The following is a 25,289-nucleotide window of genomic DNA, read 5'->3' as shown; positions in this document are numbered from 1 at the left end:
CGCTAGGCTGATCCCCGCGCCCCCGAGGGTGGCGCGGGGAGGCTTGCCCGAGCGGCCTAAGGGAACGGTCTTGAAAACCGTCGTGGCAGCGATGTCACCGAGGGTTCAAATCCCTCAGCCTCCGCAAGTGAACGGCCCCTGACCAGGAATGACGGTCGGGGGCCGTTGCCATGCAGGCTGCCCGTCGGGCACCGCCGTTTCCCGTGATTCCCCGACCGTCAGCGCAGACGTGGCGCCCGCCTGCTGCGCCGCCGCCATCCACCTACGCACCGCACATCTCAGCAGTGGCAGCACCAGTCCCGCCGACGACACCGGCTCGCCCTCTCGTCCCGCTGGGCAAAGTCGCCCTCACCAAGGCCGGCCAGGCGACCATTGACATGCGCAAGGACGACCCAAGCCTCGTCGTGACGGCCACACTTGAGTGGAACGGCGGAAGCGCAGCCCGACGACAAGCTGGCGCGGACCTCGACCTCTACGCCCTCTACGTCCCTGGAAGTCTTGTCACCCCACCTGGAAAGCGACCGAACAAGTCAGAGGAAGTCATCTACTACCGACAGCTCGGATCGCCCTCGGCGCCGCCCTACATCGCCCTGGACGGCGACTCCCGGGTGCCAGGCCGTGAGACCATCACGATCCGTCGCCCCGACTTCCAGGGCTTCGTCCTCATGTGTGCCTACAGCGCGGTGGAGAACGGTACCGGTTCCTTCAAGTCCTACGGGGCCCGGGCAGTTGTCACTGATGGACGGGGCTCCATCGTCTCGGTTCCGCTATTCAACAACCGTAACCTGTCTTACTGGGTCGCCATTGCCCTGATCGACTTCACCGTGCCCGGCGGTGCCCAGATCCGGCACGTGGAGAAGTACAGCGGCAACCATGTCGAGGCCCGCCCCACGCTGTACTCGAACGGGAACTTCCGAATGAGTACGGGAAAGGTCGAATTCAAGACCAGATAGGCAGTAGCAAGATCAGGGCATCCAACCGGCTCCCACCTCCGGCCGGCTCCCCGCGAGAATCAGCTCGCCCCAGCCGGCGCCCCAGCGGGGTGCGATGACGTACCGCTTCCGGTGGCCGGGGCGTCGCGGGAGCGCTGCGGGGCGGCCTGTGGCACCAGCAGCCGTAGCAGCGCCGCCGGTACGGGCTGGACGGCGGAGGTGCGGTGCGGCACCACTCGGTACGTGCCGAAGGGAGTCAGGGAGCCCGGGCCGACCAGGTGGCCGCCGGTTCCCCGCACGTCGATGCAGGGGGCCACCTCTCGGAGGGCGACCACGCCGTCCACGGCGTGCTTGCGGCCGAGGTCCACGCCGATCAGGTACGTGGGCTGGCGATCCAGGGATGCCAGGGTGTCGACGTCTTCGGGGACGGTTTCACGCGGGGACCGGGCAATGCGGAGGGCCCGCGTGCCGACGACCTTGAGATCGTGGCCGGCCAGGAGTGCACTGAGCAAACGGCGTTGCGGCCCGTGTGATCGGCGTGAATGCTGGCTCGCCGGAGGCGGTGAAGATGATCAACGTTGTGTTGAAGCTGTCAGCGCGTGATTTGGTGCATGCGGATCTGGTGTCGTGCGGGTGGCCCGGGTCTGATCTCCACCTGGCAGGCGTCGCGAAGCAGTTGGAACGTGCCCGGATCGGTGAAGTCGACTACCTTGCGGTCTGCCCTGCAACGGATATTCCCGTGGCGAAGGGCGGCGTCGACTACCAGGTCAAGGAGGGCGTGGGCACTCTCTGGCAGCTGGCGGTTCACCCCGCATTGCGGTCATGCGGGATCGGCACGTTCCTTATCGGAGCGGCAGAACTTCGTATAAGGAATCGCGGTTTGCGGCAGGCCGAGCTAGGTGTCGAAGAGAACAACCCCCGGGCGCGGGCGCTATACGAGCGACTGGGCTATGTCGCGTACGACCGTCAGCCGGACTCGTGGGACGAGCGAGCCCCGGATGGATCGGTGCGCCGGTACGAAACGATGTGCACATTGATGCGCAAGGAACTTACGTAGGTTCAGTCACCTGCTCAGTCATGCTGGTGTTTCTCCTGCTCGTGTCGTCGGCCGAGGACGCCGGCGGCTCCCGCCGGCCCGATGGCCAGTGGCACAGCCCACTTGCACAGAGCCGGTCGGGGCGGGTGCGGGCGCCTGGATGATGACGACGGGCGGCTGAGTTCGGAAGTCTCCTCCACCGAACAGGTCACCGCCGCCACCGACCGGCTCAAGGGCGCAGGGCTCGCCACGCTCGAGGAGAACGACACCTCGTGCTGCTACGCCCTCCAGGACAAGGTCTGGGTCCACGCCCCCGGCAAGGAGCCCTGGGAGGTCTACGTCGTCAAGGGCGACGCGGACCAGATGGGCAGGAGCGCGGCTCTCGACGCCGCCGGCGCCTGCTGCCCGAGTCAGCCGGCTGCTGCGGAGGTCCCCGAGGCCGCGACGGGCTGCGCGTGCGGAGCCTGACGGCAGACTCCGCGAGTTCCCAGTCCCTCGCGGGCTCACATGGCGAGGTCGGCTTGGCGTAGCAGGTGAGGCGCGGACACGTGGCCGTCGCGCAGGACCGACGCCTCCACGAGCACGGCGATATCGGCGGCCAGCGACCGGTCGGCGCCTTTCTCGATCAGCCAACGGGCGGCCGCCACGGTGCCGTAGGTGGACCAGCCCCCGATGAGTACGACGCGCCTGTTCGGGGTGAGGGGGTGCGGAGCTCTGACGACATAGCCGCAGTCGCGTGTGATCTCGCCATCGATGGTCTCGCCCCGGTACGCGGTTCCGTCCCAGGTGATCTCTCCCCCGCCCAGCCGGAAGGGCAGTGACCCCGCCATGGCGGCAAGGAGCCGGCGGGCAACTTCATTGGTCTTCGGTCCGCCGAGGACGAGCAGGTCATGCTCCATCTCATGGCCTGGCAGATGGGCCGACAGCCGGACTTTCTCCAGATCGAGGTCCCGGTAGACGTGAGTGAGGGAGGGGATCAGCAGGGACAGAGCCCGGACCTGGCCCAGACCGGCCATGGGGCGCTGGTAGCGACCCGTGTCAACGTGCCCGGTGTCCAACACGATGGAGAGCCGGCCCGCATCCGCATAACGCCAGGTTCGGCGCGCGGGCAGCCGTCTGACCAGGAACCAGCGCACCAGTCCGCCAACGCCGGTGAGCGCTGCGGCGACCACTGCGCTGAGAATCTGAGAGCCGACAGCCCCCGCGATGCCGTCCATGTCATTCGCCCCCTCGGCTTCAGCGTGGCACGCCTTCGGGGCACCGTCTTGCCAGGCGGCGTTGCGTTCTGCGATCCGGCCTGAAACCTGTGGTGGGCGGTGCCGCCGCGCCTGAGATGCCGCCGCTCATCGCCGTCAGCCCCCGCTCACCCGGGCGAGCACGCGTCCGGGGGCCGGAGGCGGCGGGCCGCGCTGCGGGCCGCGGAGGCGACCGTGGCCTGGGCCTCGCGGGCTGGCAGCCCCGTATGGAGCGCCGCTTCGACGAGGGCCGGGGCCAGCTCGGCGCCCGCGCCCGTCTCGTACGCGCGGCAGGCGGCCCAGAACAGCCTGACGTTGCGCTGCCCCTCCCGCGAGTCGCGGACGAACCGTACGAGCGCGGCGGTGTGCTGCCCCGAGGGCGGCGAGCCGGGATGGTGCGGCCGGGGTGGGGCCGGGCGCGGGGGCCGGAGCAGCCGCATGAGTGCGGGCGGGACGGGGGCGGGGGTCCAGGCGGGGGAGCCGGGTGCGAGCCGGTAGCCGCCGTGTGTGGTGGACGAACCGGGGCCGACCAGGTAGCCGCCGGTCCCGCGGATGTCGATGCCGAGGGCCAGGCGGCCGGCGGAGTTGGGGATGGAGAGGCCGGGCGGGCCGCACAGCCACAGATGCCGGCCGCCGCCGGGTGTGAGCACGGTGACGGTGCGGGGGACGGCGAAGGCGTGCTCGCGGGCCAGCCGGGCGAGCGCGGCGGTGCCGTCGGTTCCGTTCTTGTGGTCGAGGTCGACGCCGATGAGGTGGTACGGGGCGCATCCGCAGGCGATGCCGTAACCGGTGGCCCAGGGCGCGGCGGCGAACAGTGCGCGGACCGTCTCCGGGTCCGCCGTCGCGTCATGGACGCCATGGCCGATCCGGCCGCATTCGCCACGGCACGGCAGGGGGTCGGGGTCGCGGTGGTGAGGGGAGCGCACGGCGGGCAGCTTCGCGCGGGACAGCGGGATCACGCGGAAGCCGTGCGCCGCGGCGGCCAGAGCGTGGGCGAGTGCGAGGGTCGCCATGTCGTCCATTTTCGGACAAGTGTTCGGCAATGGGAAGAGGGCCGGAGAACCCGCTGAGGATGGCCGAAAGTGTGTGGAACCGGTTCTGCCTCGGCCGCGCTCGTTGGACGGGGGTGGTGCACGGGTGTGGCCGGGGGAGCGAGGGTGTGTGGGGCGTTTGAAATGGGTTCATCATGCTTGCGTGGTAATTGGGGCGGCCTGGGCGCATCGTCCGCGGCTCGGCGGGCAAATCTGCTTCGGCGATGACTTCCCGAGCATCGGAGGGCCTGACATGGCAGAGGACCGGACCTGCTTCTTCCGTCTCGCGTGCGCCGCGCGCCTTGTGTCCGGAGTGTGGCGCGGCCGGGAGGTGGTCCTCAAGTGCACCGCGCGGGGCTGGTCAGCGTCCGGAACGGGATGAGTGAGCTGTGGTGATTCATTGAGCAAAGAGGACGGGTGAGGTCGTACGGTCGCGCGGTGGCACATCGATGCCGCCGCGCGATCGTGCTTTTGCGGCGTGCTTGACGTGTGCCATGCGACTGACGGATAGTCAGAAAATCCCGAGGCGGGGGCGCGAGCGGCGTCACGCTCGCGGGAACCGGATGGGCCGCCGAGGTGTACAAGATGTGTCAGGAGATCGCGGGAGAGGCGGGGCAGGATCCGCGGCGGGGGGAAGCGATGACACACGATGAGCTGTACGGACCGCTGAGGGCGTACGAGGGGCGAGCGGCCGCGAGCGGCGGCGAGGGCAGGGCTGAGGGCGTACGAGGGGCGGGCGGCGGCGAGCGGCGGCGAGGGCAGGGGCCCGGTCAACGAGTCCATGCCGTCGAGGCCGTCCAGGCGGCCCTGGACGACGCGGGGCTCAGCCCGGCCGAGGTGGACGGGCTGGTCACCTTCACCATGGACACCAGCCCCGAGATCACCGTGGCCCAGGCGTGCGGCATCGGTGAGCTCACCTACTTCTCGCGCGTCCACTACGGCGGGGGCGGCGCCTGCGCCACCGTGCAGCACGCCACCGTGCAGCACGCCACCGTGCAGCACGCCACCGTGCAGCACGCCACCGTGCAGCACGCCACCGTGCAGCAGGCCGCGCTCGCCGTCGCCACCGGGGTCGCCGACCCCGGCCGATATCGAAGTGGGCATCCTCTCCGACTGCATCAGGCCGAACGGCCTGATGCAGTCGGAGGAGTTCGGCTACTGCGGGAGGGGCGAGGCGGGCGGATTCGTCGCCGAGGGCGCGCTGTCGCTCAATACGCACGGCGGCCAGCTCGGCGAGGCGTATCCGCACGGGATGAACGGGATAGCCGAGGCCGTCCGCCAGATACGCGTCACCGCCGTCAACCAGGTCCCGCGCGCTGCTCACGCCCTGGTCACCGCGGGCACGGGAGTACCGACATCCGGGCTTCTCCTCGGCGCAGACGGCTGAATCGCGCGCGTGTCTGCGGCTCCGTCCGTCCGGTGTCCACTTTGACTCGTCATATGAACCGAAGAAGGAAGAGCAGATGGAAATGCACGGGCTGGACCGCCGGCCTGATCGCGGTGCTGGCCACCTCGATCGCCGGCGCCGCCCCCGCCTCCTCGGCGGAGATCCTGCCCGACCCCCGGCCGCTGGGCGCCAAGGTCTTCAAGGGCTGGGCCTTCGACACCTGCCACGCACCGTCTCTCGCCACCCTGACTGCGTGGAAGAGCTCCCGCTACCGCGCCGTCGGCGTCTACTACGCCGGCCGTGGCCGGGCCTGCGCCAGCCAGCCCAACCTCAGCGCCGCCTGGATGCGCGGGGCCAAGGCCAGGGGGTGGAAGGTGCTGCCCATCTTCGTCGGATCCCAGTCCCCCTGTGTCCGCAACACCAACAAGAAGCACGTCCCCATCGGCAGCGCGCCCTTCTCGCAGGGCAAGAAGGAGGGGAAGGACGCGGTGAAGCGCGCCAAGGCGCTGGCCATGAAGAAGCGCACCGCGCTCTACCTCGATATGGAGGCGTACGACCTGAAGCGCAAGGCCTGCGCCGCCACCACTCTCTCCTTCATCCGCGGCTGGAACCGCGAAGTGCGCTCCCGCGGCTTCTTCCCCGGTTTCTACAGCAGCGCCGAGTCCGGAGTGCGCCACATGGAACAGGCCCGGAAGGCCGGGCTCCATGACCTCCCCTCCGTGATGTGGTTCGCGCGCTGGAAGAAGAAGGCCTCGCTGTACGGGGAGCCGGTGCTGCCCAAGAGTGCCTGGCATCCGCACCGCCGCATCCATCAGTACGTGGGCAATGTGGATGTGACCCACGGCGGCCGGAAGCTGCGGATCGACCGCAACAAGGTGGACGCACCGGTCGCGATCATCAGCTGAGCAGCGGGGCGGGCCCCGGCGGGAGCCACCGCAACGGACGCTGTCCCGGCCGCCGGCGCGTGAAACCCTGCGCGGGCCGGGCGCGGACCCCCGTCGTGGGCCCCGGCGCGGGCGCCGGCCTCCGGAAAAACCCTGATGGACTACCCGCCCCCTCCCCCCGCAGGAGGTGATGCCGAGCCCGCCCCTACAACCTGAGGCTGATTCGCCTTCGGCACCTTCGACCGATCCGCGGTGACCGCCCCGCTCCTAGCGTTGAGCCATGACCACGACCGTGTGCACAGGCGCATCCGCCGCCGCGTTCCCGTCGTTCACCTCGTACGTACGGGCGAGGGGGCCGGTGCTGCTGCGCACCGCCCGCTCGCTGACCTCCAACGCCTGTGACGCGGAGGACCTGCTGCAGACCGCGCTGACGAAGACGTACATCGCGTGGGAGCGCATCGAGGACCACAACGCGCTGGACGGCTATGTGCGGCGCGCGCTGGTGAACACCCGGACCTCGCAGTGGCGCAAGCGCAAGGTCGACGAGTTCGCCTGCGAGGAGCTGCCCGAGCCGGATCCGGTCCCCGCGCCGGACCCCGCCGAGCAGCAGGTGCTCCACGACACCATGTGGCGCGCGGTGCGGCGGCTGCCGGACCGTCAGCGGGCCATGGTCGTCCTCAGGTACTACGAGGACCTGAGCGAGGCCCAGACGGCGGAGGTGCTCGGGGTCTCCGTCGGCACGGTCAAGAGCGCGGTCTCGCGCGCCCTCGGCAAGCTCCGCGAGGACCCGGAGCTCAGCCGCGCCGCCTGAGGGCGCGCGGCAGCTCGCGGTGCGCTGCCAGGGGGGTAGTGACATACCGGCCGGTCGGCTGCAGAATCGGCGGCACCCCTACCCGCGCGTAACCGGAACCCTGGAGGCCCCGGTGCTCAGCACGATGCAGGATGTACCGCTGACCGTGACCCGCATCCTTGTGCACGGAGCGCTCGTGCACGGCGCGTCGCACGTGACCACCTGGACCGGTGACGGTGAGCCACAGCGCCGTACCTTCCACGAGGTGGGCGTGCGGTCGATTCAGCTGGCGAACGCGCTGCGGGACGAGCTCGGAGTCCAGCCGGGACAGGCCGTGGGCACGCTGCTGTGGAACAACGGCGAGCATCTGGAGGCGTACCTCGCGGTCCCCTCCATGGGCGCCGTGCTGCACACACTCAACCTCCGGCTGCCCGCCGAGCAGCTCAGCTGGGTCGTGAACCACGCCGCCGATCGCGTGATCATCGCGAACGGCTCCGTGCTGCCGTTGCTCGCGCCGCTCCTCCCCGCCCTCGGCTGTGTGGAGCACATCGTGGTCGCGGGGCCCGGCGACCGGTCGGTCCTGGACGGATGCCGGGCCCGGGTCCACGACTACGAGGAGCTGATCGAGGGCCGCCCGCAGCGCTACGCCTGGCCGGTCATCGACGAGCGCCAGGCCGCCGCGCTCTGCTACACCTCGGGGACGACCGGGAACCCCAAGGGGGTGGCCTACAGTCACCGTTCCATTTATCTGCACTCGATGCAGGTCAACAGCACCGAGTCCTTCGCGATGTCCCAGCGGGACACCCTGTTGCCCGTGGTGCCCATGTTCCACGCGAATGCCTGGGGGACTCCGCATGCCGCCTTCATGGCGGGCGCCTCGATGCTGATGCCCGACCGTTTTCTGCAGCCCGAGCCGCTCGCCGAGATGATCGAGCGTGAGCGTCCGACGATCGCCGCCGCCGTCCCCACCATCTGGCAGGGGCTGCTCGCCGAGCTCGACGCGAAGCGGCCCGATGTGTCCTCGCTGGGCCATGTCTACATCGGTGGCGCGGCCTGTCCGCCCGCCCTGATGAAGGCGTTCGAGGAGCGCCACGGCATCCGTGTCGTGCACGCGTGGGGCATGACGGAGACCTCGCCGCTCGGTTCCATGGCCCATCCGCCCGGCGGCCTCTCGGCGGAGGACGCGTGGCCCTACCGGATATCCCAGGGCCGCTTCCCCGCTTCCGTGGAGGCCCGGCTGACCTCGCCCGACGGCGAGCGCGCGGCCTGGGACGGGAGGACGACGGGCGAGCTGGAGGTGCGCGGGCCCTGGATCGCGGGCGCGTACTACGGAGGGGTGGACGGCGAGCCGTTCCGCCCCGAGGACAAGTTCACCGAGGACGGCTGGCTGAAGACCGGCGACGTCGGCACGATCTCGCCCGACGGCTTTCTGACGCTGACCGACCGGGCGAAGGACGTCATCAAGTCAGGCGGTGAGTGGATCTCGTCCGTCGAGCTGGAGAACCAGCTGATGGGTCATCCGGAGGTCGCGGAGGCGGCGGTGGTGGCGGTGCCGGACGAGAAGTGGGGCGAGCGCCCGCTCGCCACGGTCGTGCTGAAGGAGGGTGGCACGGTCGGCTACAAGGAGCTGCGGGCGTTCCTCGCCGAGCGGGTCGCACGCTGGCAGCTGCCGGAGCACTGGGCGCTGATCCCGGCGGTGCCGAAGACGAGTGTGGGGAAGTTCGACAAGAAGGTGATCCGCAAGCAGTACGCGGACGGGGAGCTGGATGTGACCACCCTCGGCTGAAGAACGGCCGGGTGGGGCGCGAACGGGGCGCGGGCCGGTTGGCCCGCGCCCCTTCGTACCAGCGGAACCGACGGAACTCGCTCTTCGGCGGGCCCCGCCGTCAGCGCCGCACGAGCACACCCGACACCCAGTGACCGTCCGGCTGGATGGTCCGGCCGCCTCTCCCGGGTGCCCGGACCGCCCGGCGGAGCACGCGGTTGACGGTCATCCGCCATCAGCAGGAGCGGTGAGCTGCGCCCCACCAGCGCACCACCAGCGATGTCCCGCCGGGCCGCCGGGCGGGCCAGGGATTTCATTGCACCGGTTGCCCGGGACGTGGTTGCCTCGGGTGCCCGCCTGCCGCCGGAGAGACCGTGACCAGACCCGCCCCCGCTATGCCCCCGTGGACAGCGCTGACCGATGCCGCGGGTGGCGGCGTGCTCGACGGCGGTGTTCTTGTAGCCGGCGTCAGTGAAGGCTTTGGAGATGCTGGGCTGGTGTGTGGCGAGGTGATCCAGGAGGCGGGATGCCGCCGCGGAAGTCCTGGACGCTGGCGGCGGTGACCCGCGGGGACGAGGATGAGCGGGCGGTGTGGTACTTCGTCGCGGTCTTCCCGCCGCGGATGCGGCACGGGCAGCCCGCCGGGGGCTTCACATTTCGGATAGTTGTTGTTCTACCGTCATTGCGGATTGATTGGGCGTCGGGTCCACCCATAGTCTGTCGGAACCGTCTCGCAGAACGCCGGACGCGCGGCTTGCTCCAGGAATGGAGTCAACGATCGGTTTTAAGCCGCAGCAGTGGCTCGACTGGTACAACAATCGGTGACTTCACAGTGATGTAGGCCACATCCCGCCCGTCGAGTTACGAAGCCAACCGCTATCGAGTAGCCACATAAACACAGCTCTTAGCACCTGGCTGAGAAGTCCACCGGGCCCGTGACAGTCCCGCACGTAGAGTATCCGGGGCATGTGGCACCCTACCAACGCTCATATTGCTCCGGTAAATTGAAATACCGTCACCGCTAACCGGCATCTGTGGTCGGTATCGTGGGAATCAGCCGAACGAGGGGAAAACCAAAAATGTTACGCACACAACCAAGAAATGTCCGCCTCGCCACGGCCGCAGCAGTGTTCGCCGCTGCTGCGGGCATGGGAATCGTCAACGCTCCATCGGCCGCGGCATCACCCGAGCAGTGTCAGGTTGGATACTTCTGTGTCTGGCAGAACAGCAGCTACACCGGCCGGTTCTACGCGGCGCGGGGCAGTGTGCCCAACATCGGTGATTTCATGAACGATAGGACGACGTCGTACTGGAATCGCACCACGTCCTGGATCACTTTGTACAGCGACTCGAACTACCGGGGCTGCATGACTGCGGTGCCGGCCGGGGGGTCGGCCGCGGCCATCGCCTCGAATCTGAACGACAGGATGACCTCCTTCACGATCTCCCCTCGCCCCACCTGCTAGCCCGAACCGGAACGCCGGCCAAGGGCTTTCGGGCGCGAGTTACCGGAACCGCTCAGAGTTCGTGAAGTGACGGACGGAGATTCCAATTTACTCCGCCGAATATCGCCCTGGCATCGCGATATCCACAAATGGACGCGGTTGCCTGCGTACTCGCCGCGGCTTTTCTGGGCGCCCGCGCCGAGCTGAGTGTCGTGGCCGCTGGTCCGGGTCTGGGAGCCGTGGCCGCCTACGGGGTGGCAAGGACGCGGGCCGCACTGCCGTGCGCGGCCATCGCCTGGCCGGGAGCCGGGGGCGTCGCGGGCACCCTGAGCTGGGGCCTGGGGGGAGGACTATCCGTTCGGCTACGCGCTGGCGGCCTTCCAACTCCTCGTCGGCACCGTGTTGCTGCCCGGGCACCTGCGGCGCTCGGCCCACCGGGCCGTCGCGGGCGCCCGGGCGGGCCGCAGCGGACGCTAGACCTCCGCCGGAACCTTCTCGGCCGCCGTCTCGGGAGCCTCTTCGGCAACGCCACCGGCAGCATCGTCCGCAAACGCCACCGGCAACATCGTCCGCAGCGGCCGTGGCGGCCGTGTCGGCGAACGCGGTGGACATGGCCGACCCCTGCTGGTGTGACTTCTCGACGGCGTTCTTCTTGACGAGGGTCACCAGGTTGCTGCGCACGGTCTGAACCGACGTCGCCCGGTCCGGATGGTCCTGCGCGAGCTGGTCGGTGACCTCACGGGCCACGCGCGGCTCGCCGGGGGTCTTGAGGAGGATGGCCAGATGAGCTCGTGCAGCGGCGGGCCCGCCTTCTCCTTGGGCGCGGGCGTCTCCGTCGGGATCTCCGCGGTGGTGGCGGTCTCCGTCGGGATGTCCGCGGTGGTGGCGGTCTGCGTCGGGACCTCCGCGGTGGTGGCGGTCTCCGCCGGAGCCTTCTCGGCCGTCGCCTTCTTGGCGGTGGTCTTGCCCGCCGTGGTTTACTTCGCGGCCGCCTTCTTCGCGGGCTGCTTGGACTGCGCCGCCTTCACCGGCTTGTCCTGCCGTGGCTGCGGAACGGTCTGGGGCGCATCGGCAACGGCTCCGGGGGCGCGCGGACGGCGTCAGTTGGTGCCGATCTTCGCCAGCAGATCCACGATCCGCGCCTGCACCTCCGCGCTCGTCGAGCGCTCCGCGAGGAACAGCACCGTCTCGCCCGCACTCAGCCGCGACAGCTGCGCCGGATCGATGTCGGCGGAGGTGTAGACGACCAGCGGGGTCCGGTTGAGCAGCCCGTTGCCGCGCAGCCAGTCGACGATTCCGGCCCGGCGGCGGCGTACCTGCATCAGGTCCATCACCACGAGATTCGGGCGCATCTGGGCCGCGAGCGTCACCGCGTCCGCGTCCGTCGCCGCGCGGCCCACCTGCATACCGCGCCGCTCCAGCGTCGCCGTCAGGGCCGTCGCGATCGGCTCGTGTTCCTCGATCAGCAGGACGCGCGGCGGATGCTGTTCGCTGTCGCGCGGGGCGAGCGCCTTCAGCAGCACGGCCGGGTCGGCGCCGTACGCCGCCTCCCGCGTCGCCTGACCGAGCCCCGCCGTCACCAGTACCGGCACCTCGGCGGCGACCGCGGCCGTACGCAGTGACTGCAGTGCGGTCCGGGTGATCGGGCCGGTCAGCGGGTCGACGAAGAGCGCCGCCGGATACGCGGCGATCTGCGCGTCCACCTCCTCACGGGAGTTCACGATCACCGGGCGGTAGCCGCGGTCGCTCAGCGCCTGCTGCGTGGACATGTCCGGCGCGGGCCACACCAGGAGACGGCGCGGGTTGTCCAGCGGCTCCGGCGGCAGTTCGTCGTCCGGCGGCGGAGTGCGGTCGTCCACGATCTCGATGGCGCCATTGGGACCGTCCAGCGGCTCCGGGCCCTCGGCGCCCTCGTCCGGTGCGCCGATCGCGAAGGCGCGGCCCGAGCTCTGCGGCGAGCCCGCAGACCGCTGCGGCTGCGGACCCGGTCCGGCTTGCGGACGCGGCTGTGTGCCGGGTTGCGCTCCGGCTTGCCCACCGACGTGTGCGCCGGCGTGCGGATGCGCCCGGCTGCCGGTCGCCTGCATCTCGGCCGAGGTGCCCTGGTCCGCCATATCGGGGCGGGCGGCCAGCTTGCGCCGTCGGCCGGAACCGGCGGTGTTGGTGCCGCCGGAGGGCGTGTGCGGCTGGCCCTGCGGAGGCCGGCCCGCCGGCTGCTGGCCCCGCGGGAGTTGACCCGGCTGGAGCCGGCCCTGCGGGGGCTGCCCCAGCTGGTGCTCGTTGACCTGCTGGGCGAAGGGTACGCCCTGTCCGAGCGTCCGCACGCTGATCGCGCGCCCCTGAGTGGTCTCCGCGCCCGGCGGGGCCTCGGCGGGCAGCGGCTGCGAACCGGACTGCGCGGGCGCACCCCACTGGCCCGTCGGCTGACCCGGCTGCTGACCGGGCTGTTGCCCGCTCGCCGCCGCGGGCGGCGGCGCGCCCTGCCCGTTCGCGCCCTGCCCGTTCGCGCCCTGCCCGTTCGCGCCCTGCCCGTTCGCGCCCTGCCCGTTCGCGCCTTGGCCGTTCGTGGCGGGCGGCTGCTCCTCGGAGAGCGGCCGCCGGGCCCGGCGGCGTCCGGTGGGCTGCTGCTCCTCGGCGGTGCCGGCGGAGGGCAGTGCGGGCATGGGGGACTCGCCCGGCCCGGCGGCCACGCCGGGACCGCCCCGCCCCTGGGGCGGGTTCTGGGCCTGGCCCTGGCTCTGACCGGGGTCGGATGGCCGGCCTCCGGGCCGTGCGACACCGTTGCGGGGTACGGCGCCGTTGGGGGGCACGGGTTCGCCCCGTACGGCCAGACCCCCGCCACCGCCCTGCTGCGGCGGGGGGGCGGCGCTCCGCGGGTCGCGGCCGTGCTGCGCGGGCACGAGCCCGGCCGGGCCGAGCTCCGGCGGGAGAGCGCCGGGCTGCGGCGGCCGGTCGGCCGCGGCGGGCGGCAGCGCGAACGGGGACCGGGCCACGCCCGGCTCCCCCGCCTGCTGCGGCTGGGGCTGCGATTGGGGCCGCGGCTGTGGTTGCGACGGCCCCTCGGGCGGCGTCTGATCGGGCATCGGCCGGTTCGGCGCCTCTGTCAGCGCACGCCGCGCCCGGCGCCGTCCGGTGGGCTGTGCGTCCTGCTGCGGCTGACCGCCGTTGGTGTCCGACGGGGGCCGCTCCCCGGTGTTCTGCTGCTCGGGTGTCCGGGCGGCGGGCAGCGCGGGCATGGCCGGTGCGCCCGGCTGCGGTCCCGGCCGGGCGGCATCGGCCGCCGCCGGGGGCAGAGCGAGGGCGGACCGACCGCCTCCGCCCTGTGCGTTGGCACCGGCCCCCTGGGGGCCGCCCTGCTCCTGCGCCGGCGCGCCGCGCCGGGCGCGCCGCCCGCCCGGAGGCCGCTGCTGGCCGGCCATGCCCTGGGGCGGTACCACGCCCATGGCAGGCGGGCCGGCCGGCTGCGGACCGGCCGCTTCCGGTGCGTCGCCGGGGCGGGCGTGGTGATGGGAACGGGTCGTGCCGCCCTCGGTGTCGGGGTCCGTGGCCGCCGACGGATCCTCGTCGGGGTGGGGGCGGGCCCGGCGTCGGCCGGTCGGCCGGGGCTCGTTCGGCGCGCCCTGGACCTGCTGCTGTACGGGCGTGGCCTCGGCGGCGGGCGCGGGCCCGGCGGCGGCCACGCCGCCCTGCGTGCCGCCGTGGATGCCCTTCGGTCCGGCGGCGCCGCCGCCCGTACCGTCCGCGCCGCCGCTCGTACCGCCCCCCGAGGTTTCGGACCCCGCCCCGTGCCGTGCCCGGCGGCCGGTCGGCGTCTGGCCGGTCCCGTTGCCCGCCGCGGTGACCTGGCCCGTGCCGGTGCCTTGAGCCGTGCCCTGGCCCTGCGTACCGTCGCCGTGCTCCGACGGCGTCGGGGCACCGCCCTTCGCACGCTCCTGGTCCGCGGCGGCTGCCGAGATCGGCACCTCCAGCACATAGGCGTGTCCGCCCATGCCCGGCATCTCATGCGTCTGCAGTACGCCCCCGTGCCGGCGCACGATCCCGCGCACGATCGGTTCGTGCACCGGGTCGCCGCCCGCGTACGGCCCGCGCACCTCGATCCGTACGACACTGCCGCGCTGGGCCGCCGCGACGACGATGGTCGAGTCGCCCGACGCACTGCCCGCGTTCGAGGCGGCCTTGCCGGTGGAGTCGACGCCGGCCACGTCCGCGATCAGGTGGGCAAGCGCCTGGGCCAGCCGCTCCGCGTCCACTTCGGCGTCGATCGGCGGCGCGTGCACGGCGAACTGCGCGCGCCCGGGGCCGATCAGCTCGACCGCGCCCTCGACGCCCGCCGCGACGACCCCGTCCATCGAGACCTTGCGCCGGGCCAGTTTCTCGCCGTCCGAGTCGAGCCGCTGATAGCTCAGGACGTTGTCGACGAGCATGGTCATCCGGGTGTAGCCGGCGGCGAGATGGTGCAGGATCTGGTTGGCCTCGGGCCACAGCTGCCCGGCCGGGTCGTCGGCGAGCACGCCGAGCTCGCGGCGCAGCTCCAGCAACGGCCCGCGCAGCGACTGATCGAGCACGGCCAGCAGCTGGGTGTTCCGGGCGGTCACGGATTCCAGCTGATCGGTGTATCGCTCGCGCTCCTGGGCCAGCTGGGTCCGCAGCTCCTCCAGCGCCTCCGTGTGCTGGGCGATGAGCTCCTCCAGCTCCTTGGCGTGCTGGGTGGTGAGGCTCTCCACCTCCTTGGCGTGCTGGGTGGTGAGGCTCTCGACCTCCTCGGTGTGCTTGGCCACCAGGGCCTGCTCGGGGCGCCGGTCGGTGAAGGTCATGACGGCCCCGACGAGTTGGTCGCCGTCCCGTACGGGCGCGGTCGTCAGATCGACCGGGACCTGGCTCTTGTCCTTCGCCCACAGCACCTGGCCGCGCACCCGGTGCTTGCGGCCGGAGCGCAGGGTGTCGGCGAGCGGGGACTCCTCGTACGGGAAGGGGGAACCGTCCGGGCGCGAGTGGTGTACTAGAGAGTGAAGCTCCTGACCGCCCAGGTCACTGGCCCGGTAGCCGAGAATCTGCGCCGCGGACGGGTTGACGAGGACCACCTTGCCCTCGGTGTCCACGCCGACCACGCCCTCCGCCGCCGCGCGCAGGATCATCTCGGTCTGGCGCTGCTGGCGGGCGAGTTCGGCCTCGGTGTCGAGCGCCCCGGTCAGGTCTCGCAGGATGAGCATCAGCAGCTCATCGCCGGTGTAGCTGTACTGATCGGCGTAGGGGGCCCGCCCGTCCTCCAGATTCGCGCTGGTCACCTCGACGGGGAACTGCGTCCCGTCGGTGCGCCGGGCCATCATCCGGGTCGGCTTGGTGCCGCCGGTCTGTGCCGATTCGCCGGGGCGCCGCATCGACCCGGGAATGCGATTGGGATCGAAGGAGGGGAGGAGATCGAGCAGACCACGACCGACGAGGGCCGTCCCCGGCGTCTCGAAGGACTCCAGCGCGATGTGGTTGGCGTTGACGACCGTGCCATTGCAGTTGACGAGCAACAACGCGTCCGGAAGAGCGTCGAGTATCGCTGCGAGGCGAGCAGCGCCTCGGGATGGCCTGCTGCTCACGACGACGCTTCCTCCCTGGCTACCGCACCTTGCCGACACTCGCGGTCATTCTGCCGCCCCGTCTGCGGAGTGTCTCAAGGGGAGTCTACGGGCACCGGGGGCGGGCGCGGCCAGTAGATGGGAGGGAGGCCGCGGCACGACATACGCGTCTCCGCGCACGTCCGGACAAACCTCCCCGGGCTCCCCTCTTCCCTGACTTGGACCAATCCCCAGGTCAGCTCCCAGTGGTACGCAAAACGATGGAGAAGCGATTCCACCGGGCGATTTCACACCCGTTGGTGCGGCTGAAACGGGTGTTGACGGGCCGCCCCGCCCAGTGGCCGCTCACCTCCGCCGTGGCCGGCCCGCCGTACTGCCCTGTGCACATCGCGCCGGGCGGCACGGGCGCGAACGGATCCCGCCCCCACTCGGTCACCGAATCCAGCTGTCTGCACGCGGCCCGCGCCCGGGGGTGCGTACCGCCGGCCGGGTGGCATGCCAGGACGTATGTCGCGGCGTCACCCGGCTCCCCCGTCTCGTTCACGGTGACGAGAAGCCGGTCGGCGCTCTCCCCGTCGACCGGCAGGGGCAGCGGCAGCGGCGTGCCCCAGGCGGGGGTCAGCGCGGTGACGGAGGCGGCGGCCGTCAGGGCGGCCGTGACGGCGAAACGGTGCAGCAGGGGCATTGGAGGGTACTCCTGTCTTGATCATTCCGGGGCGCACTGCCCCTGCCCCGTCTAACGCGCCGCCGATGCCCGCGTTGCGCCGCCATAAGGGCTTTGCGATCGCGCCCGCCCGCCGAGTACCGTAGGCCGCGATTGGTGACATCCCGCAGGGCTGTGCCATCATCTGCACACACCACATCGCGCTCGCGTGAGCGTCGTCGGTGTGCTGGAGGCTTCGCCTAGTCTGGTCTATGGCGCCGCACTGCTAATGCGGTTTGGGGTAACCCCCCATCCCGGGTTCAAATCCCGGAGCCTCCGCTTCTCCAGAGCCCCGGCCGGGATCGGTCGGGGCTTCTGCGTGTTCCGGGCCCTCACCCTGCGGCCGGGTAGCCGATGGATCACCCTCTGTTGCGGCCGATCAGGTGATCATGCACCGCGCCCCGGAGCGGCGGCCTCCGTCCCGGCGGCCCCACCCTCTGTGTCGACCTCTCCGAGCGCATCTCGCCGCCGGGGTCGGCCGACCCCTCAAACAGGAGTTTTCCCAGCTCAGCGGGGGTGCGGGCAACGGATTTCGCCTAACGGCGCAGGTCATGTAATGTTGTCCCCGCAACGCCGACCGGCAAGAAAAACCGCCGGGAAGCCAAGCGCTCGTAGCTTAACGGATAGAGCACTTGACTACGGATCAAGAGGTTGCAGGTTCGAATCCTGCCGAGCGCGCACCAGGCCAGAGGCCCCTTCCGATAACCGGAAGGGGCCTCTCGCGTTACCGGGTGACGGCGGTGGGTGACGGCAACCGCTGCCCCGCCGTGCGTGACGGCGACCAGCCCCTGCCTTCTCCCGTCAGGAACGGGTCTCTTGGCTCGTGGGCCAGAGAAGTGCCTGGGCGACGATCACGTGCTCACCGTTGAAGGTGACGGCAGGGCCTTCGTGCAGCCGGTAGCCAAGGGCGATCGCCTCGCTCACCCGCCGGCAGAACGTCTCGTCGTCGGGGCCGGTCAGGACGCGGTAGGCGGGCCATCCGTTCGGTGGTGTGCTCATGGGGACAAGCGTCTCAGACTCGTTCTCCGGCCCCTGGTGGCAGGTTCCGCCCCCGCGGCGGGCATTAGGGGGGCGTTAGTGGTGCGCCAGTGAGGTGTTACTGGAGTGACAGTGGAGGGGAGCAGGGTCGGTGGTGCGAGAGAGACCCGCACGTACCAACCGAGGGAAGCCTCATGTCGCACCACACGCTCAGGGCCCGCCGCCGTAAGACCCTTGTCGCCACGCTCATCGCCGCCGCCGCGATCGGGATCACAGCCTGTCAGGACAACGAGTCCGATGCCTCGGAGACGCCGTCCTCCTCCGCCTCCTCGCAGGCCGCTTCGTCGGATGGTGGCGCGTCGGATGGCGGCGCGGGGGGTTCCGCGGGTGGTGGGGTGCGCCGTTGTACGTCCGCCGCGATGAGTGTGCGGGTGGGTGCTGCCGACATCGGCGCGGGCAACATCCGCTATCCGCTGGTGTTCACCAACAAGGGCGACCGGGCCTGCACGTTGAGCGGGTTCCCCGGGGTCTCGCTGTTGGCCAAGGACGGGCAGGCCATTGGCAGGCCCGCCACGCGCGAGGGTGGTGCGGGCGCGCCCGTCACGCTGGCTGCCGGGGCCGGCGCGCACGCCGTGCTGCATACGGTCAACGACGGGGTGTCGGACAAGCCGTGCTGGGACAACGCCGCGCTGGTGCGGGCCTGTCCGCCCGGCTCGAAGGAGGCCATGACCGCGCGGGTCTCCCGGCTGGGCGTCTGTGGGGACGAGTTCAGCGTGACCGCCGTGAGCCCTGGGGCTGGCGAGTGAGAGTAGGCGTCCCGGGGTGGCCGGATCCGGCGTGGCGCCGGCCACCCCTCGCCGCGGTCGTCAGCCCTGCGTGGCCTTCCAGTAGACCGGGTCCTTGTCGAAGTCGCCCGTGTACAGCACGACGGACGGCGTCTCGCTCTTCGGCAGCAGGAAGATCTTGCACAGCGTGGTCTTGGCGCCCGCCGCGAAGTCGTCCGGGTCCTTGCCCGGGCAGGACGCCACCGCGTCGTCCGGGGTGATGAGGACCTTCCCCTGGTTGCCCTGGCCGTCGCGGACGGAGGTGGGGGTGTTGAGGAAGGGGTAGTGGAGGGACTTGTCGCCGATGTTCTTGAAGGTCATCGTGACGTAGTACGGCTGCAGCGTCTTCGCCTTGGCGTCCAGGGTGAGGTTGGCCAGGTCGGCCTGTGTGCCCTTCCGCACGCTCTTCGCCGCGATCTCCAGCGTGGCCGTCTTGTTCGCGCGCCGGTAGGTGAGGGCGGTCGGCTGGCCGAGGGGGAGCGTCTTGCCGGCGTCGCCGCCGACGGCCTTGTCCCCGTCCTTGCCGCCCTCCTCGCCCTTGCCGCCCTGGTCCGTGCCCTTGCTCGCGGAGGCCGAGGGCTGCTGGTCCTTGGCGGGCGACTGGCTGCTGCCGCCGTCCTGGGCGAGGTCCTCGTTGCAGGCGGTGGCGGAGAGGGCGAGGCCGGCCGCGCAGAGGAGGGCGGCGGCGGTGCGCCTCCGGCGCGAGGTGAGCCGAGCTGTGCCTGTGGTGCGGTTGTGCATGGATCGGTCCCCGTTGTGTGGTGTCGTGTGCTGGTGAGTAGTGCTGCCGTTCATCATGGCCGTGACAAGCAGGCCGAACGGCGATGAAGATCCACTCGCGGCGGGTCCGGGACCGTGCCGTTGCAAAGTAACGGAGCCAACAGGCGATGGATTTCCCAGAGCGAGCCGAATGACGTAGGGTTACCACTACCGACGCGGGGTGGAGCAGCTCGGTAGCTCGCTGGGCTCATAACCCAGAGGTCGCAGGTTCAAATCCTGTCCCCGCTACTCCGAGGTCGAGGGCCCGGCACTTCACCAGTGCCGGGCCCTCGATCGTTGCCGCCCGTCGCGTCAGGCCAGGCCCCGGTCAGGGTGCCGCCTTCCAGCGCACCGGGCGCCGTGTGTCGTCGCCTGTGCTGTACGTCACCACGGACGGCCGCTCGCCCTTCGGCACCAGGAACACCTTGCACAGGGTGGCGCTCGTGCCCGAGGCGAAGTCGTCCGGGTCCACGCCGCGGCACGGCTTCACCCCGTCGTCCGCGGTGATTCGGGCCCTCGATCGTTCCCGCCCGTCGCGTCAGGCCAGGCCGCGGTCAGAGCCGCGGTCAGGGTGCCGCCTTCCAGCGCACCGGGCGCCGTGTGTCGTCGCCTGTGCTGTACGTCACCACGGACGGCCGCTCGCCTTTCGGCACCAGGAATACCTTGCACAGGGTGGCGCTCGCGCCCGGGGCGAAGTCGTCCGGGTCCACGCCGCGGCACGGCTTCACCCCGTCGTCCGCGGTGATGAGGGGCTGGGCGTCCGTTCCGCTGGTGTCCTCGAGTCCGGTGGGGGTGTTGAGGAAGGGGTAGTGGAGAGGGCTGCCACCGGTGTTCTCGAAGGTCATGGTCACGTAGTACGGATGCGTCGTCCGTGCGTCGGAGCGCGAGCCCGCCCGCTTCAGCTCGGCGCGGGTGCCTTTCCGTATGCTCACCGCCGTCACCCGCAGGGTGCCTCGCAGATGGTCCGAGCCGCGTTTGTAGGTGATCGACGTGGGCTCGCCGAGCGCGAGCGTCCTTCCGCCGTCGTTGTCGGCGCCGGTGCCTGCCCGGTCGGGCTGGCGCCCGGCCTGGACCGTGGGCCGGTGCCGGGCGGGCGCGGTGTCGTCGGTCCCGCAGCCGGCGGTGGCGAGGGCGATGCCGAGTGCGCAGATGAGAGCGGTCCCGGCTCGGGCGCGGATCGGTCCGCGGTGCATGGGCGTCCCCTGGTGGTCATCGATGCCGACGGCGGTGGTCAGGCCGCGAGGTGTGCAGTGATCTTGATACCGCAGATCATCATGGGCCCGGCAAAATCCATGGTCGCGGGTGTGATCAACCCGCGGCGACGCTGAGACGAGGCTGTGGCAATGGGAGGTCGGGGCCTTACGGTGACCCCTATGAGTGATCCCGCCGCGATATCGGTACAGCGGTTCTGGCAGGGGCTCGGGCTGCCCGGACTGATCGATGTGCACACCCACTTCATGCCTCAGCGTGTCCTGGACAAGGTTTGGGCGTACTTCGACGCGGTCGAGCCGCTCGTCGGCGTCCCCTGGCACATCACCTACCGCGAGGAGGAGGACGAACGGCTCGCGGTGCTACGGGGGTTCGGGGTGCGGGCCTTCACCTCGATGATCTATCCGCACAAGCCGGACATGGCGGCGTGGCTGAACGACTGGGCGGCCGGCTTCGCGGCCCGTACGCCCGACTGTCTGCACACCGCGACCTTCTTCCCGGAGCCGGGCGCGGAGCGGTATGTGCGCACGGCGCTGGAGGGCGGGGCGCGGGTGTTCAAGGCCCATGTGCAGGTGGGGGCGTACGACCCGGGCGACGCGCTACTCGACCCGGTGTGGGGGCTGCTCGCCGAGAGCGGCACGCCGGTGGTCATCCACTGCGGTTCGGGACCGGCGCCGGGCAAGCACACCGGGCCGGAGCCGGTGGCGCGGGTGCTGGCCCGTCATTCCCGGCTGCGGCTGATCATCGCGCATATGGGGATGCCGGAGTACACGGACTTCCTGGACCTGGCGGAGCGCTACCCGGGCGTGCACCTGGACACGACGATGACCTTCACGGACTTCACCGAGCGGCACTGGCCGTTTCCCCGGTCGGAGTGGGGGCGGCTGACGGCTCTGGGGGACCGTGTGCTGTTCGGGAGCGACTTTCCCAACATCCCGTACGGGTACGGGCACGCGCTGGAGGCGCTGACGCGGGTGGGCCAGGACGAGGAGTGGCTGCGCGGGGTCTGTTACGGGAACGCGGCGCGCCTGTTCGGCCTGTGAGGGCAGGGACCGCCGGGCGCGTGGCCCGGGGCCGTAGGGGTCCATAGGGCGGGGGTCCATAGGGCGGAAGTCGGCTCTCGTAGCGCGGAAGAGGGTCCGTAGGGCGGAAGTCAGCTCCCGTGCAGCGGAAGGGCCTGGGCCAGGGCGCGCCACTCGGCCCGGGGGAGGGCCCTCAGCGGGTCCGCCGTCACCACCTGGACCGCCACGTGATCGGCGCCCGCGGCCAGGAAGGCGTCGACGCCGCGCCGGATCGCCTCCTCGTCGCCCAGGGCGAAGACGGACGAGATGAGACGGTCGCTGCCGCCGTTCGCGAAGTCCTTCTCCTCGAAGCCCAGCCGCAGGAGGTTGTTGGTGTAGTTGGGCAGGGCCAGATAGAAGGACAGGTAGTCGCGGGCCGTGGCGCTGGCGCGGTCGAGGTCCGTGTCGAGGACGACCTTGAGCTCGGGGGCGAGGACGGCCTCAGCGCCGAGGATCTCCCGCGCGGAGGCGGTGAACTCGGGCGTGACGAGGTACGGATGCGCTCCGGCCGCGCGGTCGCCGGCCAGCCGCAGCATCTTGGGGCCGAGGGCGGCCAGCACCCGGCGGGACGCGGGGACCGGGACCGGGGCGGAGTCCAGCGCGGTGAGGTACTCCCGCATCGCCGTGTAGGGCCGTGCGTACCGGTCGACGATCTTGCTGTGGCTCACCCCGAGGCCCAGGACGAAACGGCCGTCGTGGACCGCGTCGATGGCGGCGAACCGCTCGGCCACATAAGCCGCCTCGTGGTCCCAGATGCTGAGGATGCCGGTGGCGACGCCGATCCGGGAGGTCGCGTCCAGCAGAAGGCCGGCCTCGTCCGGGGCGGGGCTGCCGCCGAGCCAGATGGCGCCGTAGCCCAACTCGTCCAGTTCGGCCGCCGCCTCCCTGACCTCCGCCTGTCGTGCGGGATCGGTGGAGCGGAGCGCCGCGGTCCAGATGCCGATCGTGCCCAGTGCGGGATGAGAACCCATGGAGAGGGAACCGGCGGATCCTTTGTGATTATTCCCTCGCCGGGTCCTGTCTTCCCGTCGTCCCACCTTCCCTCACGGGATTCTCAGGCAGTTCACAGGGAGCGGAAAGGAAGCTCTCAGACCTCGGCCGGAAGGTAAGGGCATGAAGGCGACCTCGCCCCCTGGGCGTACCGAGCTGCTGCGGCCCGACGGGAGCCCCGTGCGGGTGCTGGTGGTGGACGATGAGGCGGCGCTCGCCGACCTCCTGTCGATGGCACTGCGCTACGAGGGCTGGGAGGTGCGCACCGCGGGCGACGGCGCCGAGGCGATACGGACGACCCGCGAGCTGCGGCCGGACGTCGTCGTCCTGGACATCATGCTCCCCGATATGGACGGGCTCACGGTGCTCGGGCGGCTGCGCCGCGAGCTGCCGGACATCCCGGTGCTGTTCCTGACCGCGCGGGACGCGGTCGAGGACCGGATCGCCGGGCTGACGGCGGGCGGTGACGACTACGTCACCAAGCCCTTCAGCCTGGAGGAGGTCGTCGCCCGGCTGCGCGGACTGCTGCGCAGGTCGGGGGCGGCGGCCGCACGCAGTGACTCGGTGCTGGCCGTCGGGGATCTGGTGCTGGACGAGGACAGCCATGAGGTGTCGCGCGGGGGCCGGGAAATCCACCTCACCGCGACCGAGTTCGAGCTGCTGCGCTATCTGATGCGCAATCCGCGCCGGGTGCTCAGCAAGGCGCAGATCCTCGACCGGGTCTGGAACTACGACTTCGGCGGCCAGGCCAACGTCGTGGAACTCTATATCTCGTATCTGCGGCGAAAGATCGACGCGGGGCGCAGCCCGATGATCCATACCCGGCGCGGCGCCGGGTATCTGATCAAGCCCGGGGAGTAGCCGCCGTGGCACACCCGACCCCCTCGAACCCCTCGTCCCAGGGCCGCGCACACGCCCGGCGCGCGCGGCGTGCCACGCGCCGCCCCTGGTCGCTGCGCACTCGTCTGGTCGTCTCGTCGGTGGTGCTGATCGCGGTGGTCTGCGCGGTGATCGGCGCGGTCACGACCATCGCCCTGCAGTCCTATCTCCAGGGCCAGGTGGACATCGATCTGCGCTCGTCCATCGGCCGCTTCCTGACCAAGCCGGGCGGGAGCAGGACGGACGAGCAGCCCCGACGGGACGTTCTCTTCGTCGCGTCGCCCGGCCAGCCCATCGGCACGGTCGGGGCGCGGTTCGGGCAGGACGGCGCCATCACCGAGTCGGGCAAGAGCAACGACTCGCCCATGACATCCGACCTGGACCCGGAAGAGCGGGTGGACCCCCTGACCAGCGGGCAGCTGAAGGCGCTCGCGGCCGTCTCGCGGGACGGCCGGGTGCATACAGTCGAACTGCCCGGCCTCGGCAGCTACCGCGTCGTCACCCAATGGGACCGGGTACAGCGCGGGATGATCCTCGCCGCCCCGCTCGGCGAGACACAGCAGACCGTGGGCGCTCTGATCCTGGTCGAGGCCTGTGTGGCCGTCGCCGGGCTGGTCGCCGCCGGGATCGCCGGTGTCGCGATGGTCGGCATCTCGCTGCGCCCGCTGCGCCGGGTGGCCGCGACCGCGACCCGGGTCTCCGAACTCCCCCTGCACAGCGGCGAGGTGGCGCTGCGCGAGCGGGTTCCGCCGTCCGAGGCCGATCCGCGCACCGAGGTCGGCCAGGTGGGGGCGGCACTCAACCGCATGCTGGGCCACGTGGAGTCGGCGCTCGCGGCGCGTCAGGAGAGCGAGACGCGGGTGCGGCAGTTCGTCGCCGACGCCAGCCATGAGCTGCGCACACCGCTCGCCTCGATCCGCGGCTACGCCGAGTTGACCCGGTGGGGCCGCGAGGAGATGGGGCCGGACACCCGGCATGCCCTCGGCCGGGTGGAGTCCGAGGCCGGCCGGATGACTGGTCTCGTCGAGGACTTGCTGCTGCTGGCCCGGCTCGACGCGGGCCGGCCGCTGGAGTGCGCGGAAGTCGACCTCTCACCGCTCGTCGTCGACGCGGTCAGCGACGCGCGGGCGGTCGGCTCCGACCACGAGTGGCGGCTGGAGCTGCCCGATGAACCGGCGCTGGTGTACGGCGACGACGCCCGGCTGCGCCAAGTGCTCGTCAACCTCCTCGCAAACGCCCGTACGCACACCTCGGCCGGAACGACCGTCACGGCGCGCGTGCTGTGGAGCGGGTCGCAGCAGTCGGCGTACCCGGCGCCCCACGGGTTCTCGTACGGTCCGGCGGCGTACGGCAGAGAGGGGCACGGCAGAGAGGCGTATGACACACAGGCGTACGACCCAGCGCCGGGGCCCTCCGTGCCGGGGCCCTCCGTGCCGGGGCCCTCCGTGCCGGGACCCTCCGCGCCGGGGCCCGGTCCCGGCTCCGGGTCCCCGCCGTACGTCATGGCGTACGGCGCCCGCACCGGCTCCTTCGGACCCCCGCAGCCGCCCTCGTACCTCTCGCTGGAGATCGAGGACGACGGCCCGGGCATCCCGCCCGAACTGCTGCCGCATGTCTTCGAGCGGTTCGCGCGCGGTGACGCCTCGCGTTCCCGCGCCGCGGGCAGCACCGGACTGGGCCTTGCCATCGTGCACGCGGTCGTGGCGGCGCACGACGGCGAGGTGACGGTGGACAGCGTTCCGGGGCGCACGGTCTTCGGCGTGCATCTGCCGGTGCACCGGCCGCAAGGCACTCACAGCCAGGGCACAGGCTGA

The 25,289-nt window shown here is 71.2% G+C and carries 20 protein-coding genes, 4 tRNA genes and 3 pseudogenes; 16 read left to right on the top strand and 11 right to left on the bottom strand.

All coding sequences use genetic code 11. The features are described 5' to 3' along the window. The first annotated feature begins 37 nt into the window (after positions 1-37). Both ABZU99_RS21675 and ABZU99_RS21670 read left to right on the top strand, forming a co-directional pair. Positions 38-124, top strand: a tRNA-Ser gene (locus tag ABZU99_RS21675). 253 nt (positions 125-377) lie between these two features. Beyond that, entirely contained in the window at positions 378-953 is a 576-nt protein-coding gene (locus tag ABZU99_RS21670; protein ID WP_356046653.1) for a hypothetical protein, read from the top strand. 59 nt (positions 954-1,012) lie between these two features. Here the strand turns inward: ABZU99_RS21670 and ABZU99_RS21665 are convergent, their stop codons facing one another. Beyond that, positions 1,013-1,444, bottom strand: a complete 432-nt coding sequence (locus tag ABZU99_RS21665; RefSeq protein ID WP_356046651.1) for a hypothetical protein — start codon at positions 1,442-1,444, stop codon at positions 1,013-1,015. A gap of 56 nt (positions 1,445-1,500) precedes the next feature. Here ABZU99_RS21665 and ABZU99_RS21660 point away from each other — a divergent pair, with 56 nt between their 5' ends. After that, positions 1,501-1,989, top strand: a complete 489-nt coding sequence (locus ABZU99_RS21660; protein WP_356046748.1) for an N-acetyltransferase — start codon at positions 1,501-1,503, stop codon at positions 1,987-1,989. A 165-nt stretch (positions 1,990-2,154) separates the two neighbouring features. Beyond that, positions 2,155-2,436, top strand: a pseudogene (locus tag ABZU99_RS21655) (glyoxalase/bleomycin resistance/dioxygenase family protein); the annotation flags it as partial. 35 nt (positions 2,437-2,471) lie between these two features. Here the strand turns inward: ABZU99_RS21655 and ABZU99_RS21650 are convergent. Both ABZU99_RS21650 and ABZU99_RS21645 read right to left on the bottom strand, forming a co-directional pair. Further along, complete coding sequence (locus ABZU99_RS21650) at positions 2,472-3,140, bottom strand: hypothetical protein (RefSeq protein WP_356046649.1); 669 nt, start codon at positions 3,138-3,140, stop codon at positions 2,472-2,474. Positions 3,141-3,331: 191 nt separating this feature from the next. Next, a complete protein-coding gene (locus ABZU99_RS21645) occupies positions 3,332-4,216 on the bottom strand; it encodes a bifunctional DNA primase/polymerase (protein WP_356046647.1) in 885 nt (294 codons plus the stop codon). Between the two features lie 801 nt (positions 4,217-5,017). Between ABZU99_RS21645 and ABZU99_RS21640 the strand changes: the two are divergent. The 4 genes and pseudogenes from ABZU99_RS21640 to ABZU99_RS21625 form a co-directional block, all read left to right on the top strand. After that, positions 5,018-5,621: pseudogene (locus ABZU99_RS21640) on the top strand (hypothetical protein); the annotation flags it as partial. Positions 5,622-5,674: 53 nt separating this feature from the next. Next, positions 5,675-6,526 (top strand): DUF1906 domain-containing protein, encoded by an 852-nt coding sequence (locus tag ABZU99_RS21635; protein WP_355951581.1) that lies wholly within the window; start codon positions 5,675-5,677, stop codon positions 6,524-6,526. 259 nt (positions 6,527-6,785) lie between these two features. Continuing rightward, positions 6,786-7,316, top strand: coding sequence for a SigE family RNA polymerase sigma factor (locus tag ABZU99_RS21630; protein ID WP_355951578.1), 531 nt, complete (start codon positions 6,786-6,788; stop codon positions 7,314-7,316). A gap of 112 nt (positions 7,317-7,428) precedes the next feature. Continuing rightward, complete coding sequence (locus ABZU99_RS21625) at positions 7,429-9,081, top strand: long-chain fatty acid--CoA ligase (protein ID WP_356046645.1); 1,653 nt, start codon at positions 7,429-7,431, stop codon at positions 9,079-9,081. A 398-nt stretch (positions 9,082-9,479) separates the two neighbouring features. On the opposite strand, the pseudogene ABZU99_RS21620 reads toward ABZU99_RS21625, so the two are convergent. Then, positions 9,480-9,624, bottom strand: a pseudogene (locus ABZU99_RS21620) (IS5/IS1182 family transposase); the annotation flags it as partial. A 563-nt stretch (positions 9,625-10,187) separates the two neighbouring features. Between ABZU99_RS21620 and ABZU99_RS21615 the strand changes: the two are divergent. Continuing rightward, positions 10,188-10,526, top strand: a complete 339-nt coding sequence (locus ABZU99_RS21615; protein ID WP_356046643.1) for a peptidase inhibitor family I36 protein — start codon at positions 10,188-10,190, stop codon at positions 10,524-10,526. 1,079 nt (positions 10,527-11,605) lie between these two features. On the opposite strand, the gene ABZU99_RS21610 is transcribed toward ABZU99_RS21615, so the two are convergent. Together ABZU99_RS21610 and ABZU99_RS21605 are read right to left on the bottom strand one after the other, a co-directional pair. Next, entirely contained in the window at positions 11,606-16,093 is a 4,488-nt protein-coding gene (locus tag ABZU99_RS21610; protein WP_356046641.1) for a PAS domain-containing protein, read from the bottom strand. 214 nt (positions 16,094-16,307) lie between these two features. Continuing rightward, positions 16,308-16,757: an SSI family serine proteinase inhibitor gene (locus ABZU99_RS21605; protein ID WP_355951570.1), complete on the bottom strand. Its 450-nt coding sequence runs from the start codon at positions 16,755-16,757 to the stop codon at positions 16,308-16,310. Positions 16,758-16,964: 207 nt separating this feature from the next. On the opposite strand from ABZU99_RS21605, the gene ABZU99_RS21600 reads away from it, so the two are divergent. After that, a tRNA-Ser gene (locus tag ABZU99_RS21600) sits at positions 16,965-17,054 on the top strand. A 326-nt stretch (positions 17,055-17,380) separates the two neighbouring features. After that, positions 17,381-17,453, top strand: a tRNA-Arg gene (locus ABZU99_RS21595). 123 nt (positions 17,454-17,576) lie between these two features. Here ABZU99_RS21595 and ABZU99_RS21590 read toward each other — a convergent pair. Continuing rightward, positions 17,577-17,774 (bottom strand): DUF1737 domain-containing protein, encoded by a 198-nt coding sequence (locus tag ABZU99_RS21590; RefSeq protein ID WP_355951567.1) that lies wholly within the window; start codon positions 17,772-17,774, stop codon positions 17,577-17,579. A gap of 173 nt (positions 17,775-17,947) precedes the next feature. Here ABZU99_RS21590 and ABZU99_RS21585 point away from each other — a divergent pair, with 173 nt between their 5' ends. Further along, on the top strand, positions 17,948-18,559 hold the full coding sequence (locus tag ABZU99_RS21585; protein ID WP_356046638.1) for a DUF4232 domain-containing protein: 612 nt from the start codon (positions 17,948-17,950) through the stop codon (positions 18,557-18,559). 60 nt (positions 18,560-18,619) lie between these two features. Here ABZU99_RS21585 and ABZU99_RS21580 read toward each other — a convergent pair whose 3' ends face one another. Then, positions 18,620-19,318 carry a hypothetical protein gene (locus ABZU99_RS21580; RefSeq protein ID WP_356046637.1) on the bottom strand — a complete coding sequence of 233 codons (699 nt, stop codon included), beginning with the start codon at positions 19,316-19,318 and terminating at the stop codon, positions 18,620-18,622. Between the two features lie 193 nt (positions 19,319-19,511). On the opposite strand from ABZU99_RS21580, the gene ABZU99_RS21575 reads away from it, so the two are divergent. Then, a tRNA-Met gene (locus ABZU99_RS21575) sits at positions 19,512-19,585 on the top strand. A gap of 79 nt (positions 19,586-19,664) precedes the next feature. Here the strand turns inward: ABZU99_RS21575 and ABZU99_RS21570 are convergent. Both ABZU99_RS21570 and ABZU99_RS21565 read right to left on the bottom strand, forming a co-directional pair. Beyond that, the gene (locus ABZU99_RS21570; protein ID WP_356046635.1) at positions 19,665-19,826 is read right to left on the bottom strand and encodes a hypothetical protein; all 162 of its coding nucleotides are present in this window, start codon (positions 19,824-19,826) and stop codon (positions 19,665-19,667) included. Positions 19,827-19,902: 76 nt separating this feature from the next. After that, a complete protein-coding gene (locus tag ABZU99_RS21565) occupies positions 19,903-20,529 on the bottom strand; it encodes a hypothetical protein (RefSeq protein ID WP_356046633.1) in 627 nt (208 codons plus the stop codon). 180 nt (positions 20,530-20,709) lie between these two features. Here ABZU99_RS21565 and ABZU99_RS21560 point away from each other — a divergent pair, with 180 nt between their 5' ends. Further along, positions 20,710-21,588 (top strand): amidohydrolase family protein, encoded by an 879-nt coding sequence (locus ABZU99_RS21560; protein WP_355951556.1) that lies wholly within the window; start codon positions 20,710-20,712, stop codon positions 21,586-21,588. Positions 21,589-21,698: 110 nt separating this feature from the next. On the opposite strand, the gene ABZU99_RS21555 is transcribed toward ABZU99_RS21560, so the two are convergent. Continuing rightward, a complete protein-coding gene (locus ABZU99_RS21555; RefSeq protein WP_356046631.1) occupies positions 21,699-22,577 on the bottom strand; it encodes an LLM class F420-dependent oxidoreductase in 879 nt (292 codons plus the stop codon). A gap of 142 nt (positions 22,578-22,719) precedes the next feature. Here ABZU99_RS21555 and ABZU99_RS21550 point away from each other — a divergent pair, with 142 nt between their 5' ends. After that, complete coding sequence (locus ABZU99_RS21550; RefSeq protein ID WP_356046629.1) at positions 22,720-23,457, top strand: response regulator transcription factor; 738 nt, start codon at positions 22,720-22,722, stop codon at positions 23,455-23,457. A 92-nt stretch (positions 23,458-23,549) separates the two neighbouring features. Next, entirely contained in the window at positions 23,550-25,289 is a 1,740-nt protein-coding gene (locus ABZU99_RS21545) for a HAMP domain-containing sensor histidine kinase (RefSeq protein ID WP_356046746.1), read from the top strand.

This window comes from Streptomyces sp. NPDC005266, from assembly GCF_040607655.1.
Taxonomy (GTDB): Bacteria; Actinomycetota; Actinomycetes; order Streptomycetales; family Streptomycetaceae; genus Streptomyces.
Note: the sequence above shows the minus strand (reverse complement) of the source record. Positions and strands in the feature narration are given on the sequence as shown.